General features: G+C 47.0%; 14 protein-coding genes. 5 read left to right on the forward strand and 9 right to left on the reverse strand.

From position 1 onward, the window contains the following. Positions 1-183: 183 nt before the first annotated feature. The 3 genes from MKY16_RS23790 to MKY16_RS23800 all read right to left on the reverse strand — a co-directional run bounded on the left by MKY16_RS23790 (position 184) and on the right by MKY16_RS23800 (position 3,196). On the reverse strand, positions 184-1,365 hold the full coding sequence (locus MKY16_RS23790) for an NAD(P)/FAD-dependent oxidoreductase (protein WP_029518695.1): 1,182 nt from the start codon (positions 1,363-1,365) through the stop codon (positions 184-186). A 27-nt stretch (positions 1,366-1,392) separates the two neighbouring features. Next, entirely contained in the window at positions 1,393-1,824 is a 432-nt protein-coding gene (locus MKY16_RS23795; protein WP_029518696.1) for a DUF1641 domain-containing protein, read from the reverse strand. 544 nt (positions 1,825-2,368) lie between these two features. Continuing rightward, positions 2,369-3,196, reverse strand: a complete 828-nt coding sequence (locus MKY16_RS23800) for an HNH endonuclease (protein WP_340957301.1) — start codon at positions 3,194-3,196, stop codon at positions 2,369-2,371. 262 nt (positions 3,197-3,458) lie between these two features. On the opposite strand from MKY16_RS23800, the gene MKY16_RS23805 reads away from it, so the two are divergent. Further along, positions 3,459-4,955, forward strand: a complete 1,497-nt coding sequence (locus MKY16_RS23805) for an alpha-amylase (RefSeq protein ID WP_029518697.1) — start codon at positions 3,459-3,461, stop codon at positions 4,953-4,955. Between the two features lie 64 nt (positions 4,956-5,019). Here the strand turns inward: MKY16_RS23805 and gpmA are convergent, their stop codons facing one another. From gpmA to MKY16_RS23830, 5 genes are all read right to left on the reverse strand, one after another. Beyond that, positions 5,020-5,769 (reverse strand): 2,3-diphosphoglycerate-dependent phosphoglycerate mutase, encoded by a 750-nt coding sequence (gene gpmA, locus MKY16_RS23810; protein WP_029518698.1) that lies wholly within the window; start codon positions 5,767-5,769, stop codon positions 5,020-5,022. Positions 5,770-5,905: 136 nt separating this feature from the next. Then, entirely contained in the window at positions 5,906-6,646 is a 741-nt protein-coding gene (locus MKY16_RS23815) for a Bax inhibitor-1/YccA family protein (protein ID WP_023990900.1), read from the reverse strand. A 148-nt stretch (positions 6,647-6,794) separates the two neighbouring features. Beyond that, a complete protein-coding gene (locus MKY16_RS23820) occupies positions 6,795-7,082 on the reverse strand; it encodes a hypothetical protein (protein WP_029518700.1) in 288 nt (95 codons plus the stop codon). 242 nt (positions 7,083-7,324) lie between these two features. Beyond that, positions 7,325-9,619: a glycoside hydrolase family 2 protein gene (locus tag MKY16_RS23825; protein WP_340957304.1), complete on the reverse strand. Its 2,295-nt coding sequence runs from the start codon at positions 9,617-9,619 to the stop codon at positions 7,325-7,327. 198 nt (positions 9,620-9,817) lie between these two features. Beyond that, positions 9,818-10,882: a LacI family DNA-binding transcriptional regulator gene (locus tag MKY16_RS23830; RefSeq protein WP_340957311.1), complete on the reverse strand. Its 1,065-nt coding sequence runs from the start codon at positions 10,880-10,882 to the stop codon at positions 9,818-9,820. Between the two features lie 144 nt (positions 10,883-11,026). Between MKY16_RS23830 and pepT the strand changes: the two genes are divergently transcribed. Both pepT and MKY16_RS23840 read left to right on the forward strand, forming a co-directional pair. Beyond that, positions 11,027-12,262: a peptidase T gene (gene pepT / locus MKY16_RS23835; protein WP_209947651.1), complete on the forward strand. Its 1,236-nt coding sequence runs from the start codon at positions 11,027-11,029 to the stop codon at positions 12,260-12,262. A gap of 198 nt (positions 12,263-12,460) precedes the next feature. Continuing rightward, the gene (locus tag MKY16_RS23840) at positions 12,461-13,297 is read left to right on the forward strand and encodes a methyl-accepting chemotaxis protein (RefSeq protein ID WP_069011007.1); all 837 of its coding nucleotides are present in this window, start codon (positions 12,461-12,463) and stop codon (positions 13,295-13,297) included. A gap of 187 nt (positions 13,298-13,484) precedes the next feature. Here MKY16_RS23840 and MKY16_RS23845 read toward each other — a convergent pair whose 3' ends face one another. Then, the gene (locus tag MKY16_RS23845; RefSeq protein ID WP_340933623.1) at positions 13,485-14,360 is read right to left on the reverse strand and encodes a DNA-binding protein; all 876 of its coding nucleotides are present in this window, start codon (positions 14,358-14,360) and stop codon (positions 13,485-13,487) included. A 559-nt stretch (positions 14,361-14,919) separates the two neighbouring features. On the opposite strand from MKY16_RS23845, the gene hxlA reads away from it, so the two are divergent. Both hxlA and hxlB read left to right on the forward strand, forming a co-directional pair. Further along, positions 14,920-15,555, forward strand: coding sequence for a 3-hexulose-6-phosphate synthase (gene hxlA / locus MKY16_RS23850; RefSeq protein WP_029518706.1), 636 nt, complete (start codon positions 14,920-14,922; stop codon positions 15,553-15,555). A gap of 5 nt (positions 15,556-15,560) precedes the next feature. After that, complete coding sequence (gene hxlB / locus MKY16_RS23855; protein ID WP_340957315.1) at positions 15,561-16,118, forward strand: 6-phospho-3-hexuloisomerase; 558 nt, start codon at positions 15,561-15,563, stop codon at positions 16,116-16,118. The last annotated feature ends 9 nt before the right edge of the window (positions 16,119-16,127 follow it).

Below are 16,127 nucleotides of genomic sequence, written 5' to 3' on the forward strand. Positions count from 1 at the left end.
CCTCGTATTGTTCGTTACTAGTGTACTGCCACAGAAATATCAGATCAACCATAATTTTCAACATATATCCAAAAATACACATGACATTTTACATATACTGGTTTATAATGGATTAAACTGCAAAACAAAAAGAGAGCACAGAATTGCACTCTCTTTGAATAAAGCATATAAAAGTAAGAAATATTAATAGGCCAATGCAAAAAGTCCTTTGATGTGGGACAAGTAACGGATATTACTGCCTTCCTTCATCAAAGTGGCTACAGCGCCTTTCAGTTGGGTGCCATTCGCGCCTACAGTGCCGATCGCGTCTGTTCTGCCCAAGCTGCCCAGTGTACCGGAGAATACTGGTGTAAAGCTTTCCATTTTCGCCCCGTTGAAATAAGCGAAGATGTTGTAACCAACTAATTCGCCCATTTGCCAAGCCAACTGTGCCGTTGGAGGGTATGGACGCTCGCCTTCAGCCGGGAACACCACTGCGCTGTCGCCAGCGAGGAAGATGTCTTCGTGAGAAGTCGATTGCAGTGCACTATTCACAGTTGCGCGACCACGGTTTACTTCGATACCAGATGCGCCAACCAGTGCATTACCTTGTACGCCGCCTGTCCAGATCAGTGTGTTCGTTTTGATCGAACGTCCGTCTTTCAAGAGAACTTCGTCTGCTTTCATTTCTGTAATCGGAACACCCGCTACGATTTGAACGCCACGTTTTTCAAGGCTTGTTACTGCACGATCAACTAGTGGTTGAGGGAAGCCTGCCAAAATAGATGGTCCAGCTTCTACACAATACAAGTTGATATCTTCGTAGTTAATACCTTTTTCGCGACAAATTGCAGGCAATTTGTCAGCATATTCGCCCACCAGCTCAACGCCTGTCAGACCGCCACCACCGATAACGATTGTAGCGTCCGCTTGGTTACCGGATTGCTTGTAAGCATCCAGACGAGCTTCCACATGTGCGCGAATGCGATTGGCTTCTGCCACGGATTTCAGCGTGAAGCTATGCTCTTGCAGTCCCGGAATACCGAAGTATGCCGTTTCGCTGCCCAGGGAGATAACGAGAGCGTCATAGCTCAATGTAGCACCACTGGCCAGGGTTACTTTTTTATCGTCAGGCTTAATTTCGGAAACCGTATCCACTTTCAGGATAATTTCTTTGTTACGCAGCAGTTTTTCCAAAGGAAGCGCCACAGCTTTTTCGGCAATTGTACCTGCCGCCAAACGGTGCAGTTCCGTAATAATTTGGTGCGACGCAAAGCGGTTAACCACTGTAATGGTGGCTTGACTAGCGTCCATATGCTGGCGTGCTGTAAGAGCGGCCAGCAATCCGCCGTATCCGCCGCCCAAGATCAAAATTTGCTTCGACATGTCCATCCTCCGTTCTCGATCAGGTAATTATTTGCTTTCGCGTTGGCGCTCATTCAGAATATCCAGGAAAGCCTGGCTGAAACGCAGCGTTTTTTGTACATTCGGATCTTTAAGCATTTTGAGCAGACCGAACAGACCTACACTGCCATCCGTAGTTTGTACACGGTCATTTGCTTCAATCGCAGCAGAAGCCAATCCTTTAGCCGATTCTGTTACAGGCTTCACAAACTCTCCCATGGAGTTTTTCATATCTCCGATAAAGACAGGGTCAGTTGCCAGACTGCGAGCTACATCATAAGCGTCGGTCATCAAAGTAACCATCTCAGTCAACTTTGGCAGATTCTCTACCAGTACGGTCAGCGATTGCTGAACCTCCGGTTTCATCAATTGGTCCAGTACATCCCGAGACTCTTTGGTAGCTTCTTGTGTTACTGCCACCTCTTGTTGGTTTTCAGACATGCGTGAACGTCCTCCTTTACTGTGAAAATAGAAGTCCATCCTCTCTCGTAACCTGTATCCATAAACTCTAGCAATAAAACGTTCATTGAATTCACGCCCTTAAACATACAAGAAGCACAGCTTAAACCGGCCTATACCCTAAAGGGCAAGACTGATTTATCGCAGATGCCAATTGTATATTGCTCAGACGTTATTCTGTTGTTACTGCTGCGGAATATCTCACGAAGCGTTCCTTCGTGACTACAACAGGCCGAAACGGAACCCTATACCTCTATATTACACCTTTCACAACACAATCGTCGAAGAAATTTTAAATTTGCACAAATTTCTGCAGATTTTTTATTGTTATTTTAGATAAAAATTAGAATAAGCTCGATTTTTGTCCAAGTTTCCCTTGAAAAAGGGTCATTTTAGACTAGAGGAGGGTAATAGAGAGCGTACGTTTCAGTTCGATAATATGAAAATAACCCAAAATATATTCATACAGAGGCCCGATCATCACCACTTGTGGGTCGGGCGAACAAGCTGCATTGGCAGAATCGCCCTACCTACGTAGGGTGTCTTCAGAAGCATCAGGAATATCAGATGGTTCGAAATCATTAGGAGACGGCTGCAGCACACCAGACTCGATGAACTCATCTACATCACGGGCAGCCTTAACTTGATTGCATTCATTGCAAGCACATACACAATTGACCGGCGTCGTGTGCCCCCCTTTTGCCCGAGGCAGTAAATGATCAATCGTGTCACCGTAGCCCCCGCAAAAAAAGCAAGTATAGCGGTCACGCTTAAGCACATATTGACGAAATTCCTTGTTGCTATACAGTCTGCGCACGGTGTATGGATTAACAATCACCGCCATACGCTCTCTGACCAGGGTCATGGCCAGATCAAGCTCAATCTCTTGATGCCAGCGTCTCCCCTGATCGGTTTTACCTCTTAGCCGAATCATGCCATTACGATTGAGCCGCAACGCCCGAGTATCCGCAGGCTTCAGCCTGCTAAGCAGATGCCGAACCCGTTGCCGATGGCGCTCGCGTGCTTTATCCGTGACCGGCTTCCTGCGGGGGCGCTGTGCCTCCATAGGTAGTGACGCCTCCAGGCTGTGCACAGCCGTATTTGCTTCAAGGCTATGCTGCGTCACGGGAGCAGCCGAGAGGTTCGCTTCCTCGCCGGAAGGAGCGGACGTAGCCGCACGTTCTTGCGGGGCCAACCCCCGGCAGGAACGGCAAGGACCACGCCGGGAATAAGGACCCGCCCGGCGACCCGTTCTGCGCTGAAAGTCCGTTAAAGGTTTCATCTCCTGACAATACGTACATTTTTTTATCAGCGGTTTGCTCGCTTCATCCTTGTTCTGCTGCGGTTCTGTCACGTCCACCCCTCCTTTCCTCTATTACTCGCGGTCCACGGTTTGCCCAAAACCCGAACTATTGTTAAGTTAGATTCATTTTACCGTTTTCACGTTCCCTTTTCTAGCTATTGAGACATTATGAACACTCAGGTATAACAAATTTTAATGATTTAGCATACGTTATACAGCGATCCTTGTTCTTCATTCAGCATCATATTGACCGTCTGACGTTTAGCCCCCCTCACTTGGTGGGTAACTTGTTATATATAAAGGAGGGACGCACATGAAAAGGAACCATACGATGATGCAATTTTTCGAGTGGAATGTCGAAGCTGACGGTTCTCACTGGAAGAAGCTTGCCCGCCTGGCACCGGAACTGAAGGCCAAAGGAATTGACGCGATATGGATTCCACCTGTCACCAAAGGCCAGTCGCCCGAGGATACGGGATACGGCGTCTATGACCTTTACGATCTGGGCGAGTTTGACCAAAAAGGCGCGGTGCGCACCAAATACGGAACCAGGGAAGACCTGCTGGAAGCTGTTGCTGCCTGCGTTCGTCACGGTGTGGCCGTCTATGTCGATCTGGTCATGAACCATAAAGCTGGTGCGGATGAAACCGAAGTATTCAAGGTCGTCGAGGTCAACCCGGATAACCGCAATGAGGTCATTTCCGAGCCCTTTGATATCGAAGGCTGGACTAAATTTACATTCCCCGGCCGACAAGGGAAGTATTCCACATTTCAATGGAACTTTGAACATTTTAACGGAACCGATTACGATGCGAGCCAGGACCGGACAGGAATCTATCGTATTTTAGGTAAAAATAAAAGCTGGAGCGAAAATGTAGATGATGAATTCGGCAATTATGATTATTTAATGTTCGCCAATATTGACTATAATCATCAGGATGTGCGCAAAGAGATGATCCGCTGGGGCAAATGGCTGGTGGACACTCTGCAATGCAACGGATTCCGTCTGGATGCAATCAAGCATATTAATCATGAATTTGTACGAGAGTTTGCTACAGAAATGATTAAAAAACGCGGGCAGGATTTTTATATGGTAGGCGAGTTTTGGAAACCGGATCTGGAATCATGTCAAAAGTTCCTGGATACCATTGATTATAAAATCGACCTGTTTGACGTATCCCTCCACTACAAACTACATAGCGCTTCCTTGGGTGGCAAGGATTTCGATCTAAGCACCATTTTCGAGGATACGCTGGTTCATACCCATCCCCTGAACTCGGTTACTTTTGTCGATAATCATGATTCCCAGCCGCACGAAGCGCTCGAATCCTGGGTGGAGGACTGGTTTAAGCCCAGCGCCTATGCACTTATCTTGCTGCGCAAGGACGGTTATCCCTGCGTGTTCTACGGCGATTACTACGGTATTCAGGGGCAAACGCCCGTGAAAGGCAAGCAAGCTGAGCTAGACCCGCTACTATATGCCCGGTACCATAAAGCTTATGGTGAGCAAAAAGATTATTTCGATGATCCCCATACGATTGGATGGGTTCGTCAAGGCGTGCCTGAGTTGGAAGGCTCCGGATGTGCTGTGGTGATCACCAACGCAAATGACGGGGAAAAGCGCATGTTCGTAGGTAAACAACGTGCAGGGGAAGAATGGATAGATTTGACCGGGCATCACGATCATATCGTAAAGATCGGGCAGGATGGCTACGGCATATTTCCCGTTCGTGCCGGCAGTGTGTCGGTGTGGGCACTTCCCGCAGAGGAAGACAGCCAGGAATCAGAAGAAGAAGAAGCGAACGCTTAATCTATACCCAACACAAAGAGGACAGGATGCGAGGAAGCGCCCTGTCCTCTTTGTGTATGAAAACTCACTCCGTTACCTTGCTTTGGTTGGCCACAGCCTGCTTCTTAGCCTCTACATGACTCGGATCACCGAGATAAAAGCGCCGGATGGGATCTATATGCTCATCCAGCTCATACACCAGCGGAATACCTGTCGGAATATTCAAATCCAGCAATGCGGTTTCGTCCAGATTCTCCATATACTTGATTAAAGCCCGCAAAGTGTTACCATGTGCAGAAATGATAACTCGATCCTTTTTGAGAATCAAAGGTACAATCCGCTGCTTCCAAAACTCGCCGACCCGATGCACTGTGTCCTCCAGACTTTCCCCAAGCGGCAGCTCTTCTGGCTTAATATTGCGATAACGCTCTTCCCGATGCGGACTCCGCTCGTCTTTCTCATCCAGCATGGGGGGCCGCACTGTCAGGCTACGCCGCCAGATATGAACCTGCTCCTCGCCGTATTCAACGGCAGAATCCAGCTTGCTAAGCCCCTGAAGGGCACCGTAATGGCGTTCATTCAGCTTCCATGACTTCTGCACAGGTATCCACAGATGATCCAGTTCATCCAAGATGTGATACAACGTGCGGATAGATCGTTTTAGCACAGAGGCAAATGCCAAATCAAACGTATATCCAGCCTCCTTGAGAATACGTCCCGCCTCAATGGCCTCATGAGTCCCTTGTTCAGTCAGGTCCACGTCCGTCCAGCCCGTAAACAGGTTTTGTCGGTTATACACGCTTTCTCCATGCCTAACCAGCACTACTTGATACATGTACTCACTCCTCTCCTGTCTGTCTTAATGTTTTACCCAACTTCTATGTATTTAACGTAAAATGCAATTTTTAAACCGTCTATTTAAAATACAAAAAAGGACGGCATTCAGCCATCCCTTTCTTCTCACCCTGCACTTAGTCCCTCTTACTGAACTTGGCCAACAGGTCCAAAATCCGTACATACAGCCATACCAGAGTCACCAGCAATGCAAAAGCACCATACCATTCCATATATTTGGGTGCGCCTTGATCTGCTTGCTCTTCAATAAAATTAAAATCAACCAGCAGATTCAATGCCGCAATAATCACGATAAATAAACTGATGCCGATGCCCAGCCAACCCGTTTCATGGATATACGGAACATTCATACCGAAAAAATTCAAAATAAAATCAACCAGTGTCACCAGAAAAATCGCCATCGTACACAGGACCACGAATGAGATAAAGCCGCGTGTCACCTTGATGATTCGCTGTGTATACATAAAGAGCATCAAGAACAAAATACCCACGGTCAGCAAAATGGCATTAGCCACAATTCCCGGGTACTCATACTCCATAAAGGCTGAAACGCCACCCAAAGCAAAACCACTCAGAATCGCATATACAGGAGAGAGTAACGGAGCCGTCTTGGGAAAAAAGGATATCGCAAGTGCTACGCCTGCCATACCAATAAATCCTGCCGTCAGCAAAGATAGCACCTCTACAGTTCCTTCATAGGTCATGTACCAGGTAATACTGCCAGAGACGATGAGCAGAACCAGCAGAAGCAACGTTTTGTTCACCGTTCCTCCAATGGTCATGCGTTGTTCACTAGCTTCTCTTTCATCTTCGCGCAAAAAGATGTCATCACGTAAAACCGGATTGCTAAAGCTCATACAGGGTACTCCTTTTCGATGTTGTTGTTTGCTATGCTATATGTATATATCGGCACAATATGAAAAAAGTTTCAGAAAATTTCAAACAAAAAAAGCTCTAACCTTGCCTTTCGGCAAAGCTAGAGTTAGAGAGTCAGGTCGTTACAAGTTAGAAATCAGATGTAGCAATTTGGATTGTACCTGTTACTGCTCCAACTGGAGTCGCCTGAAGAGCAGCTACCAGCAGCAAAGCAACTTCTAACGTTAGACTGTTGCCCGCCGGGATAACATAAGTGATCACAGGAGCATTGACACGGGTAACCACAAGATCAACCGGATTGGCACCCGTATTATTCACGGTAATTGTAGCATTATTACCGCCTCTCAGGTTTTCAAAAAAGGACTTACCCACACCAGCAGCAAGATTGTAGAATTGCGAAGGTAAAAGAATCGCCATAGTTTTCACCTCCCTTGCTTTTGATAGTGTATTCTATGCTTCCAATCTATGAACGTAACGTTAAGTGACTCAGTAATAAGACACAATTTAAAAGACTCATAGATTAACGTACCCTATATATGTAAAAAAGAGTTGCCCTCTCAGATCCTTTACAGAATCTGCGGACAACTCCTTTTTTAAATAATGGAAGGCTCAAACGTTATAAAAAGTGGCTAGTAGGATTGTATGTTGCCTTTGCTTCATTATTGCACGTGAAGGCTCAATTCCTGCGGACCGAAACGGGAAGGCGCAGAAACCTTCACACGAATTTGTCCAGCCTCCCCCTTCGACCGAATCCAGAATGCAATACGTCCTCCAATCAGAGATAAGCTCGAAGGACCGATCAATTCACCCACTCCCTCGACCTCCACCGAAACGGGATCTGCATAGAACGGCAATACATTGCCGTATTCGTCCAGAGCATCGACTACCACTCGAGTGACATCCCAATCGCCGGCTTCCAGCACTGTATCATCTGCAGCTACGCGCAGCTCTGTCGGCACCGGATTACGTGAATAGTATCTACGTATTACTTCTTGCCCATTTACGTACCCAATGAATACAGCGTCTTCCCACTTCATGCTCCAGTGGCCTGTCAACTCGTCGATCACGACAGGGGGGTGAGGAAGCGCTGGGTACTTCTCTCGGTTCGGACGATAAACACCTTTGCGCTCATGACCGTAGATGAACTCCACCTCATCGCAATTGGTGAACACGACCAGCGGCACGATGCCTCCGATATTCCGCTCGCCACGCGACCAGTAAGTGACCGGCTCCATAACGACTTCCTGTTCGACGTTCTTCTGGCTCCGGTACACGCTCGCTGCAAATTTAGGCAGGCGGAACATATCCATGACACCGTGGTAGCAGATTTTATCACCGGAACCAAAATCAGCATGCGTGTTATAGTCAAAAGCACACCAGCCAATCGCTCCGGCAATGCCCTCATCGGCATAGGAAGCATTTTGGACCCGCGTATGGCGCAGTGCATGCTCCATTACCCGTTCCTCCTGGTCAAAACGCTTGGTCGGGTACATATGCCCGTTATATTCCGTTACCAGATAAGGGACCGGATGATCCAGCTTTGTAACGAAAGACGGCTGGCGCAAGCCTGTCGTTTCGCCATCTACGCCTTCTGTATCGTCATACGTATCAAAATTGCGGATTTCCTTCGCCAAATATTTTTTGTGCCCACCATCATGAACAAAATCATTTATCGTATATACGTCTTCCAGCAGCTCACTGCCTACAATATAACGTACACCACCCGTAGCACGGGTCGGATCTAGCTTTCGTGCCAGCTCATTGGTACGCGTGTACAGATCATGGTCATCCTGCGACTCATTAATTCGTACGCCCCAGATGACGATGGAGGGATGATTACGATCACGGATAATCATGTCCTCTACGTCCCTCACCGCCTGGTCCTTCCACGCTTCACCGCCAATATGCTGCCAACCCGGAATCTCTTCGAAAACGAGCAATCCGATCTCATCACAGCGGTCTAGAAAATGACGGGACTGAGGGTAGTGGGATGTCCGTACCATATTCAGCCCCAGCTCCTCCTTGAGCACATCTGCATCACGACGCTGCGCTCTTTTGGGCATAGCATAGCCAACGTACGGATAGGATTGGTGACGGTTCAGGCCGAGCAGCTTGATCTTCCGCCCGTTCAAGTAAAAACCGTCCGGCTGAAATTCGGCCTCGCGGAAGCCAAAGCGCACGGTCACCTGATCCAACTCTTCTCCGCCTCGTAGCAGCGTCAGCTTCGCTTCATATAGCTTGGGACTATCTATATCCCAAAGCTGCAGTTCGCCCAGCTCTTTCAGCTCCAGCGTTACTTCTGCCGCCGTCACCGCTGTCAGCTCGGTCTCCGCCTTCACGCTCGCTCCGTCCAGCAGTTGTAGCGCGACCGTCAAGTCGTCCTGCTGATCGCCGATGCCCTCCAGCTCCACGACTAAGCGCACCGCCTTATTTGCCGCAAGCGGCTCCGGTGTCTGAACGAATACCGTTCCGAGGTGTACAGGCTCCACTATTCGCAGCTGCACTTCGCGGTAAATACCGCCGTAGGTCAGATAGTCGATGACTGCCCCAAAGGGAGGGATGTCGTCCCGTTCCGTGGAATCGACAATGACCGTGAGCACATTGGAGCCACCATAGTCGGCAAGTTCGGTCAATTCAACACTGAACGGTGTATATCCACCTTTATGCTCCCCCGCTTTTACCCCATTTAGATACACCTGAGCATAGGTCATAACTCCTTCAAAATCAACATACACTCGCTTACCTTTGGCTTCTGCCGGAATGGTCAGCTCTCTTTTATACGTAGAAATAAACTGAAATGCCTTGTCGTCAAAATAATTATACGGAAGCTCTACATTGGTGTGCGGCAGCTGAATTGGCTCATACCGACTTGCATCAATGCCTACGTTTACTTCGCTCTCGACATATTCCGGAAGGTATAACCATTGGTCATTTAACGGCAAAATGGTACGCATGGGCAGTCACCTCAACCTTTTATTTTCCACTCTTATACCACAGTAAAATATTCAAGTAAAAATGACGAGTAAAACTTAGTAAAATAATATACGTTCAATGTAAGCATTTACAAGGCAATTGTCAATCCATTTTTGTATCTTTTTATATCAAAAAACAGCCCCGGTAAGCCGGAGCTGTCCAAATCAATAACGTAGATTTTATTGGGGATCGGTATGTAGCGGCGCACTGCTGTTGCGAATCATGAGCTCGGTCGGAATGATGACCTTGCGCCCCACCTCGTTTGCACCGTTGCGTACCGTATGCAGCAAGAACTGAACACCCGTTTCTCCCATCAGTTCGGTATGTGTTTTGACCGTTGACAGAGATGGGGTCAAATATTCCGCTGTCGGAATATCATTGAAGCCAACAATGGAGATCCGTTCCGGCACCGCAAGGTGATGCCGCTCCAGTGCCTTTAACACCCCAATAGCCACCGAATCGCTCGCAACAAAGAAAGCTGTAGGCAGATTTTCGGGTCCTGCCAAAATAGCCGCTTCCATCGCACGGAAGCCGTCTGCCGCCGTTCCGCCGCACACATGAATATCATTTGACGTGCACAGCCTGTGCTGTTCCTGATACCGCAAAAATGTCTCATAGCGGGCATCTAGCTCGACTCGTTCGGAATCATGGGACTGCTCATCCTTGCCCATGCCAACATATCCGATGTGACGATGGCCTGCGCCCATCAAATAATCCAGTGCATCAGCTGTAGCGCGAGCAAGGTCAATGACCACATAGTCTGCCCCTGTGCGCTCTACCGAATGATCCAGAAAAACGCAAGGAATGGGCAGTTCCAGCATACGTTCTACCTCTTCGCTGCTAAAATGCCCCAGCACGATCAGCCCATGCAGCCCTTCGGATGACGCCTTCAGCGCAGTCAGGTCCTCTCTTCTGAAAATACGCTCCAGCTGTGCCCCGCTTTGGCGGCACTCTTTTTCCACGCCAAACCGGATAGACAGATAATAAGGGTCTTCCAGTTCCTCGTACGTACTAAACCAGTGCACCATGCCCAACCGAATGGGTCCATCTGCCTTCTTGCGGGGCTGACGACCAATACCGCCATTTTTACGTTTAACAGTCGTATACTTCATACGCTCGGCAACCTCAAAAATTTTACGCCGCGTTTCCTCTGATACAGACAGTGTTTCATCATAATTCAGCACTCGGGAGACCGTGGATATCGAAACCTCTGCCTCCTGGGCGATATCTTTTAACGTAGGCATTGCAGACTCCTTTAATCGTTTTACTCTATTTTTACTTTTATTTTACTATTATCCCTAAAAGGTTCAACCATTTTTTTCATATTATAAGCCTAATCATGATAAAATACGTACCATAATAGAAATGACACCAAGGAGGATACACACATGAAACAGGAACTGATTGACCGCCTGACTACCTATGTTCAGGTAGATACCCAATCTGATGAAAGCAGTCACACTTGCCCCACTACACCCGGACAGCTCACATTGGGCAACCTCTTGGTGGGCGAATTGAAAGCCATTGGTATGACAGACGTAACTATTGATGATCATGGTTATGTGATGGCGACCCTTCCTTCCAATACGGATAAAGAGGTTCCCGTCATCGGTTTTCTCGCTCACCTCGATACGGCTACCGAGCTGACTGGTGCAGGGGTAAAGCCGCAATTGACGGAAAACTATGATGGGGGCGATATCACGCTGAATGCTTCGCTTGGTGTGGTTCTTTCTCCACGTGAGTTTCCCGAACTGACTCAATATAAAGGCCACACCCTGATCACAACAGATGGTACCACCCTGCTCGGTGCAGACAACAAAGCCGGGATCGCAGAAATCATGACAGCTATCCACTACCTGATTGACCATCCAGAAATTCAACATGGCAAAATTCGCGTTGCTTTTACACCGGACGAAGAGATTGGGAGAGGACCGGAACGCTTTGATGTAGCCGCTTTTGGCGCTGAATATGCCTATACGGTAGACGGCGGACCGCTCGGAGAACTGGAGTATGAGAGCTTTAACGCCGCAGCCGCCCATATTACCATTCACGGTGTGAATGTGCATCCTGGTACGGCTAAAAACAAAATGATTCACGCTGCCAAAATCGCTATGGAGCTGCACAGTCGGTTACCTGCAAACGAAGCCCCGGAATATACAGACGGATATGATGGCTTCTATCATCTCTTGGATTCTACAGGCACCGCAGAACAAGCTAAACTGTACTATATTATCCGTGATTTTGACCGCGAGAGCTTTGAAAACCGGAAAGCTTATTTAACAAATGTAGTCAAAGAGCTGCAGGCCGCATATGGAGAAAACCGTATTGCGCTGGAGCTGAGAGATCAATATTACAACATGAAAGAGAAAATAGAGCCAGTCAAGCATATCGTCGATGTCGCTTATGAAGCAATGACAAAGCTGAATATCGAACCCATTATCAAGCCGATCCGTGGCGGTACAGACGGTTCACAGCTATCCTACATGGGACTGCCTACACCGAATATTTTTACAGGTGGGGAGAACTACCACGGTAAGTTTGAATATGTGTCGGTGGACAACATGGTGCTCGCTACCAAGGTTATTGTGGAAATCGCACAACTGTTCGAGCAACGCGGCAAGTGAACTACCTATACGCAGCACTGACACGTTCAGATTAAATAGAAGGCATATCGTTTCGTAATGGAAATGGTATGCCTTTTTTTCTGATGCTTTCACTTCCTTAAAGATTCAATATCTTTATAACTTTTATCCATCTTTAGACCGACAACTATATACGAGACTATAAAAAATATACCTAGTAAAGAAAGGTAGGTTATCTATTTGAATACAATAGATGCATTAATTGCAGCCATTCCCTACATACAACAGATCATGCGTGAGAAAGTGACCCTTGCTCTCTTCGACCGAACTCATGTCCTTATGTATACCCAATCGGAGGGTATGGACCTCGGCTTTGAAACAGGCTCGGAGCTACTCGAGGACTATAAGAATTTTGCCATGCTTAAAAATGGACGTGAGACCAGCCTGACCCACATTCCTGCTGAAATTCTAGGTTTTCCTCTGGATATGATCAGTATTCCTGTATTGGACGAGAAAGGTGAAGTCATTGCAGCATTTGCGGCCTCTTATAATTTGACTAACAAAAATCAACTGGATCAATTCGTATCCGAGAACCGCTCCATCACCGAGCAGCTCATTGATATGGTACAGCATGTAGCAGCTCATTCCGAGGAACTTCAGGCAACCAGTGAACAAATTTTGAAAAACACCCAAATCGCTGTGCAAAACTCGGGTAAAATCAATCAGGTAGCTGTGTTCATCAAGGAAATTTCCGATCAAACCAACCTGCTTGGATTGAATGCAGCGATTGAGGCCGCGCGTGTCGGAGAAGCAGGAGCAGGCTTTGGTGTCGTCGCTCAAGAGGTGCGCAAGCTATCCGTAGAATCCAAAAAGGCGACGGTCGATATTGAAGGGGCCCTTAAGGATGTACAGAACTCCATTCATCAAATGGAGCAGGAAATTGAGCAAATTGTTTCTTCTTCTCAAGAGCAGGCGACTCTGGTAGGCTCTTTCACTGAAGTGATGGACCGTATGCAAAAGGCGAGTGAAACGATGCAACATCTGGCCAATAGCCTGACTTCGTATGTCGTAAAATAAATTTTGGCATAAAAAAGGGAGCACACGGATCGCAAAATGCGTAAAAGTGTGCTCCCTTTATGTACAAAAGGCCTATCGGGCTTAAGGATCTAAATCTGAAACTCAAGCAGGATAAGAAAAAACGCCATGATTTGAAGGAATCACGGGGTCTAACCCTCCCCAAATATTTCCCACCGGAAGAGCAATACTAAGAGACGCCAAGGCCATAGTTACCGAGATTAATGCCTTTTTCATTATGAAGCCCCCTTAATAAAATGGTTTGGTATTGCTCTTGCTGTGATGGTGTTGCCCAATCTCGATAAGTCTCAAACAGAGCAACCAATGTCCTGAAATTGGCATCCACTTCTACATTGGCAGAGAATTGCAGAGAATCAAGAACATAATTTAAGGCAACGGAGTACTGCTTCTTCTTGAAATGGTAAATGGCCAATTGGTTGACCAGTTTTAGATAATATACGCGGTTTGCTCTATCTTCATAACCTTCAAATATTTTAATATCATCAGCAAAATCGTTCAGCAGGTCGTCTATATTCCAATTATTCAAGTTAGCCGCTTCCGCAATACCAACCAATCCTGGAAGTAACTCCTCTTCATTGTCATGAAGAAATTGAACGTACTCAGGCAAAAGTTCCCTTCTCCCCGAAAGTAACTCAATCGTAAATAAATTGGCCTTGGCGAGGAAACGGAATCTCTCTACTTCTTCGTGACCGCTCTGATCCAGCCCCATAAACCAGCCCATTTCGCTATACTTCATAATATAGTTTCTAGCTTCCTCATACTTGCCCATATTCTGATAGTAAATAGACTTCGCCAGATAACTGTAAGCATAATAAAACACTAGCGGGTGTTTGGTGTCCAATGTCTCATACTTGCCGTCTGCAGCATTTCTCAGTTGGGTGTGATACAGGTTTTCAGCCAACGTATGCAGAAAGTCTGCTACTTTGTTCGCTTCATCCCAATCATTATGTGTGTAGCTGAGTCTAAACAACTCACAAGCTTTATCGAGTTCGTGACTGTCCGACAACAAATAAATGGCTTCCCTTTGGTTCAAGACCTCTTCCATTAGACCCCGCCTCCCTAGCCTGAAAATTGCGGTTACCCCTAGCCCAATGGCTATTTTTCAGGGCAGTTATGCTGCTAGCCTCCATTTTTGCATACCGTATATTGCAAATATAGTCAAAACCTAACTTGAAGTCAATTCAATCATCGCTATCTTCTTTTTTTTTGCAACCTTACATTGCTGTGTACGGTTATGGATTTTGCAAAATTCGATTCCAGTCGCTTCGAAGTGCAAGATATAGACGAACCAAACCATTTCGATCTATATCTTGTTCATTGGAAGTCGCTTATGGGATTTTTGCAAAATCCTCGGTTACGAATAGTTGACTCTCCTTATAGAAATAATACTAAAAAAGACAAAGTATAGGCTCTCTCATGGATGGTTTTTATGATGCTATAGTATCGTGGGGGTAACTACGTTACGAATTAGTGCGTACTTTTCAACCGGATAGCTGGGCCTTACAATCAAACCTGTGCATGAAATTAAAGTATAGAGTAATACTCAACAGAGCATGTACCTGTTCATCAAAATACAAATTCACTTAAGGAGTGAAGTTAATAACATGGAACTTCAATTGGCTTTAGACTTAGTAGATATCCCGCAAGGGATTGCATTGGTAAAAGAAGTAGAGTCGTATATTGACATCGTAGAAATCGGTACGCCGATTGTCATCAATGAAGGACTTCATGCAGTAAAAGCAATGAAAGAAGCATTCCCGAATCTGAAAGTGCTGGCTGACCTGAAGGTTATGGATGCAGGGGGCTATGAAGTGCTAAAAGCTTCCGAGGCTGGTGCAGATATCGTTACGATTTTGGCTGTAGCTGAAGATGCAACAATCAAAGGTGCAGTAGAAGAAGCGAAAAAACAAGGCGGCAAAAAAATCCTGGTGGATATGATCGGTGTTAAAAACCTGGAGCAACGCGCGAAAGAAATTGACGCTCTGGGCGTTGACTACATCTGTGTGCATACAGGCTACGATCTACAAGCTGAAGGACAAAGCCCGTTCGAAGCACTGCAAACCGTCAAACAAGTCGTGAAAAACTCCAAAACTGCCGTGGCTGGCGGTATTAAGCTGAGCACATTGGCTGAAGTCGTGAAGGCTCAACCGGATCTGGTTATCGTCGGCGGTGGTATCACTGGCGAGGACGACAAAAAGGCTGTAGCTTCCCAAATGCAACAGCTCATCAAACAAGGTTAACCCCAATGGAAACCTCTCAATATTTATCTGAGGTACTCAACGAGCTACAATGGGTTCCACAGTTGATCAGCAATGCGGAATCGGAACAGCTGATCAACTCCATCAACGCTGCGAATAAGGTATTCGTGGCAGGTGCGGGCCGCTCAGGGTTCATGATTCGCTCGCTGGCGATGCGACTGATGCACATGGAAATTCAAGCTTACGTGGTGGGTGAAACCGTAACTCCCGGCTTGGGCGAGGGCGACCTGCTCATTATTGGTTCAGGCTCTGGCGAAACCAAAAGCCTGATCTCCATGGCAGAAAAAGCAAAGAAACTCGGGGCCTCTCTGGCGCTTCTAACCACGTCCCCCGAGTCTACCATCGGCAAACTGGCCAATATCATCGTCAAGCTGCCCGGTGCACCCAAGGATCCTTCCAACAAGGATTACCAGACGATTCAGCCTATGGGCTCATTGTTTGAGCAAACCCTGCTGTTGTACGGTGATGCACTGGTACTCAGAACGATGGAGCTGCGCAAGCTGACCTCCGAATCTATGTTTGGCCAACACGCTAACTTGGAATAAACCGCGATT

Origin of the sequence: Paenibacillus sp. FSL L8-0641 (assembly GCF_038006265.1) — a bacterium.
Lineage (GTDB): Bacteria > Bacillota > Bacilli > Paenibacillales > Paenibacillaceae > Paenibacillus > Paenibacillus polymyxa_D.

Coding starts and splice junctions, on each gene's coding strand:
- MKY16_RS23830 (WP_340957311.1), bottom strand. CDS start 10,882: ATGCCTACGTTAAAAGATATCGCCCAGGAGGCAGAGGTTTCGATATCC.
- pepT (WP_209947651.1), top strand. CDS start 11,027: ATGAAACAGGAACTGATTGACCGCCTGACTACCTATGTTCAGGTAGAT.
- hxlA (WP_029518706.1), top strand. CDS start 14,920: ATGGAACTTCAATTGGCTTTAGACTTAGTAGATATCCCGCAAGGGATT.
- gpmA (WP_029518698.1), bottom strand. CDS start 5,769: ATGTATCAAGTAGTGCTGGTTAGGCATGGAGAAAGCGTGTATAACCGA.
- MKY16_RS23795 (WP_029518696.1), bottom strand. CDS start 1,824: ATGTCTGAAAACCAACAAGAGGTGGCAGTAACACAAGAAGCTACCAAA.
- MKY16_RS23825 (WP_340957304.1), bottom strand. CDS start 9,619: ATGCGTACCATTTTGCCGTTAAATGACCAATGGTTATACCTTCCGGAA.
- MKY16_RS23815 (WP_023990900.1), bottom strand. CDS start 6,646: ATGAGCTTTAGCAATCCGGTTTTACGTGATGACATCTTTTTGCGCGAA.
- MKY16_RS23790 (WP_029518695.1), bottom strand. CDS start 1,365: ATGTCGAAGCAAATTTTGATCTTGGGCGGCGGATACGGCGGATTGCTG.
- hxlB (WP_340957315.1), top strand. CDS start 15,561: ATGGAAACCTCTCAATATTTATCTGAGGTACTCAACGAGCTACAATGG.
- MKY16_RS23820 (WP_029518700.1), bottom strand. CDS start 7,082: ATGGCGATTCTTTTACCTTCGCAATTCTACAATCTTGCTGCTGGTGTG.
- MKY16_RS23845 (WP_340933623.1), bottom strand. CDS start 14,360: ATGGAAGAGGTCTTGAACCAAAGGGAAGCCATTTATTTGTTGTCGGAC.
- MKY16_RS23805 (WP_029518697.1), top strand. CDS start 3,459: ATGAAAAGGAACCATACGATGATGCAATTTTTCGAGTGGAATGTCGAA.